The sequence below is a fragment of the Bradyrhizobium sp. UFLA06-06 genome, from assembly GCF_054820065.1.
Genome location: NZ_JADFUD010000139.1, coordinates 1 through 3,271, shown reverse-complemented (window position 1 = coordinate 3,271; position 3,271 = coordinate 1). Strand labels below are relative to the sequence as shown.

Here is a 3,271-nt window from a genome sequence, read left to right as displayed (position 1 = left end):
GGGTGATGTCGGCCTGCGCGGCCGCGAGCAGCGGCGGCGGCAGCGCGAACAGCACCAGTGAGCGCACGGTGATGCATTTCTCCATCAATTCGCGCACCGGCAACGTCGGCGTGCGGTTGCCGTTTGTGGCGTAGACCGCGATCGTCGAGTTCATCGCCATGATCTTCAGCGTAGTCGCGAGGTTGCCGCCGAAATCGACGTCGATCACGCGGTCGACACCGCGGTTCTCGGTGAAGGCCATCACCTTCGAGACGACGTCCTCGGTCCGGTAATTGACGACGGTGTCGGCGCCGGCGAGCCGCGCCTCGACGTCCTTGACCTGCGAACTGACGGTCGCAATCACGCGCGCGCCGCCCCATTTTGCCAATTGCACGGCGTAGTGACCGACCGCGCCGGCGCCGCCGGTGACCAGCATCGTCTGCCCCGAGATCGGGCCGTCCGCGAACAGCGCGCACCACGCGGTCATGCAGGGGATGCCGAGCGTAGCGCCGGCCGCGAACGACACGTCCTGCGGCAGCGGCGTCGCCAGATAGTCGGCCATCGTGATGTATTCGGCCGCGGTGCCGAAGGCGCGGCCATTGCGCTGGCCGTTGAACAGCCAGACGCGATCACCGACCGCAAAGCGGGTGACGCCTTCGCCGACCTGGTCGATGATCCCGGCGCCGTCGCTGTTCGGGATCACGCGCGGGAATTCCATCGCGCGATAATTGCCGCTGCGGCGGCCGACATCGGCCGGGTTGACGCCGGACGCCTCGAGGCGAACCCGGACTTCGCCGGGACCGGCTTCCGGCGTCGGCATCTCGCCGACGGTGAGCACCGTCGGCGCCGCACCGGTCCGTTCGTACCAGACCGCTCTCATCTAGCGTCCCTTTTCCGAAGTTCGTGAACTCGTCCAGCGACCTCTTGCGCGAACTGCGGAAAGCAAGAGGGCGCTGGCAAGAGTCATAGGTCTCTGTGCCGCTTGACCGATTTGAAGCTCCCAATCGGTCTCGCCGCATACAGTGCAGGAGCTTCAAATCGGCAGCACTAGAGGGTGCCCGGGAAGGCGCCGCCATCGAGCAGCAGGTTCTGCCCGGTGATGAAGCCGGCCTTGGCGCCGCACAGGAATGCGCAGGCATAGCCGAATTCGTCGGGATCGCCGAAGCGGCCGGCGGGGTTCAGCTTGGCGCGCTCGGCCAGGACCTGCTCGGCCGAGATGCCGCGCTTCTCGGCCTCGGGCTTCGCGGTGCCGCGCAGGCGGTCGGTCTCGAACGGGCCCGGCAGCAGGCCGTTGATGGTGACGTTGTTGATCACGGTCTTGCGCGACAGGCCGGCGACGAAGCCGGTGAGGCCGGCGCGGGCGCCGTTGGACAGGCCGAGGATCTCGATCGGTGCCTTCACCGCGGCCGAAGTGATGTTGACGATGCGGCCGAACTTGCGCGCCATCATGCCGTCGACGGTGGCCTTGATCAGCTCGATCGGCGTCAGCATGTTGGCGTCGATCGCCTTGATCCAGTCGTCGCGGGTCCAGTTGCGGAAATCGCCCGGCGGCGGGCCGCCGGCATTGTTGATCAGGATGTCCGGATCGGGGCAGGCCTTGAGCACGGCTTCGCGCCCGGCCGGGGTCGTGATGTCGCCGACGATCTCGGTGACGGTGACGCCGGGGTGGGCTTTGCGGATTTCGTCGGCGGTCTGCTTGAGCGCCTCGGCGCCGCGCGCCGTCAGGGTGACATGCACCCCCTCATTGGCGAGCGCGATCGCGCAGGCGCGGCCCAGTCCCTTGCTCGATGCGCAGACGATGGCGCGGCGGCCTTTGATTCCAAGATCCACGGTTCACTCCCTGTGATGTCGGGTAGGTTTGTAAAGGTTTGATGGCGGCATTCTAGCCAAGCTCGGCGGCGCCGATAAGGGACGTGCAATGCATAAGTGCATGCCGGGCAGGAACAGGCGGGTGAGCACGTTGGCGCAGGGCAGGAGGCTAGATGCGTTGCTCACGCCGCAGCCGCTCGATCGCCATGGTGGCTTCGGGCGGCAGCGAGCGGAATCCGGCCTGTCCGGCCGCGGAGAACAGCGGCCGCAATTGCGATCCATTGAGGAACTGCGGCTGCCTGGCGAGCGGCACCAGCTGATCGAACACCAGCACCAGCGTGGTCACGACGAGACCGACCCTGATGGCGCCGAGCAGCGCGCCGCCGAGGCGGTCGCCGATCCCGATCTCCGAGCCGATGGTGTCGTCGAGCATCGTCCGCGCCATCTTTCCGAGGATGACGCCGATCAGGAGGAAGAGGCCGAACAGCAGCACGCCATTGGGCGGAAACGGCGACGACGGCAGCGTCGCGATGTGAGGCCCGATCATCGCCAGCGCGGCGACCGCGAGCGGCATGGCGACGAGATAGGCCAGGATGGTGACCGCGCTGCGCAACAGGCCGGTCGTGAAGCCGGTCACCACCGCGAACACCAATCCGACGATGATGGCAAGGTCGAAGAGGTTCATGGATTAAGGAATTCCCTGCCCCAATCTCCTACTGTCCCCTGGTTGAGCAAACCTGCTTACATCAGGGACAATTGTCGCTATCACTCGTCCGCTTCAATCCGGGAACCTGTCGATGTCCGACCTATTCGATGTCAGTAAAGAAATCATCCTCATCACCGGCGCCTCGCAGGGGCTCGGGCGACAATTCGCCCGCGTGCTGGCGGCGCATGGCGCCGCGGTGGTGCTGGCCGCGCGCCAGGTCGCGAAGCTGAAAAGCCTCGAGGAGGAGATCAAGGCCAAGGGCGGCCGCGCCGCCGCGGTGCAGATGGACGTCGCGGATATTTCCGGCATCGCGAAGGCGCTCGACGCCGCCGAAGCCGCGCTCGGTCCGGTCACGGTGCTGATCAACAATGCCGGCATCGCGATCGAGAAACTGTCGACCGAGCAGACCGAGGCGGATTGGGACGCCGTGATTGGTGCGAATCTGAAGGGCGCCTACTTCCTCGCGACCGAACTTGCGCGGCGCATGATGGCGCGCAAGCAGCCGGGCAATATCATCAACGTCGCATCCGTGCTCGGACAGGGCGTGCTCAAGGCGGTATCGCCCTATGCGATCTCCAAGGCCGGCATGATCCAGGGCACCAAGGCAATGGCGCTGGAACTCGCCGGCAACAACATCCGCGTCAACGCACTGGCGCCGGGCTATATCGATACCGAGATGAACCATGATTTCTGGTCGACGCCGGCGGGCGAGCGGCTTGCTAAGCGCATTCCACAGCGCCGGGTCGGCGCCGAGTCCGATCTGTCTCTTATACACAT

Annotated in this window: 4 protein-coding genes; 1 reads left to right on the top strand and 3 read right to left on the bottom strand. The window is 65.9% G+C overall.

The genetic code is table 11. The features are described from left to right. The 3 genes from IF803_RS42275 to IF803_RS42265 all read right to left on the bottom strand — a co-directional run. A partial coding sequence (locus IF803_RS42275) for an NADPH:quinone reductase (RefSeq protein WP_461196133.1) occupies positions 1 to 859 on the bottom strand: 859 nt, incomplete at its 3' end. 167 nt (positions 860 to 1,026) lie between these two features. Further along, positions 1,027 to 1,809, bottom strand: coding sequence for an SDR family oxidoreductase (locus IF803_RS42270; RefSeq protein WP_038385271.1), 783 nt, complete (start codon positions 1,807 to 1,809; stop codon positions 1,027 to 1,029). Between the two features lie 148 nt (positions 1,810 to 1,957). Further along, positions 1,958 to 2,473 carry a CvpA family protein gene (locus IF803_RS42265; RefSeq protein WP_028341925.1) on the bottom strand — a complete coding sequence of 172 codons (516 nt, stop codon included), beginning with the start codon at positions 2,471 to 2,473 and terminating at the stop codon, positions 1,958 to 1,960. A gap of 112 nt (positions 2,474 to 2,585) precedes the next feature. Here IF803_RS42265 and IF803_RS42260 point away from each other — a divergent pair. Then, positions 2,586 to 3,271, top strand: a 686-nt coding sequence (locus IF803_RS42260; protein WP_461196132.1) for an SDR family NAD(P)-dependent oxidoreductase, incomplete at its 3' end; no start/stop codon positions are given.

Coding starts and splice junctions, on each gene's coding strand:
- IF803_RS42265 (WP_028341925.1), bottom strand. CDS start 2,473: ATGAACCTCTTCGACCTTGCCATCATCGTCGGATTGGTGTTCGCGGTG.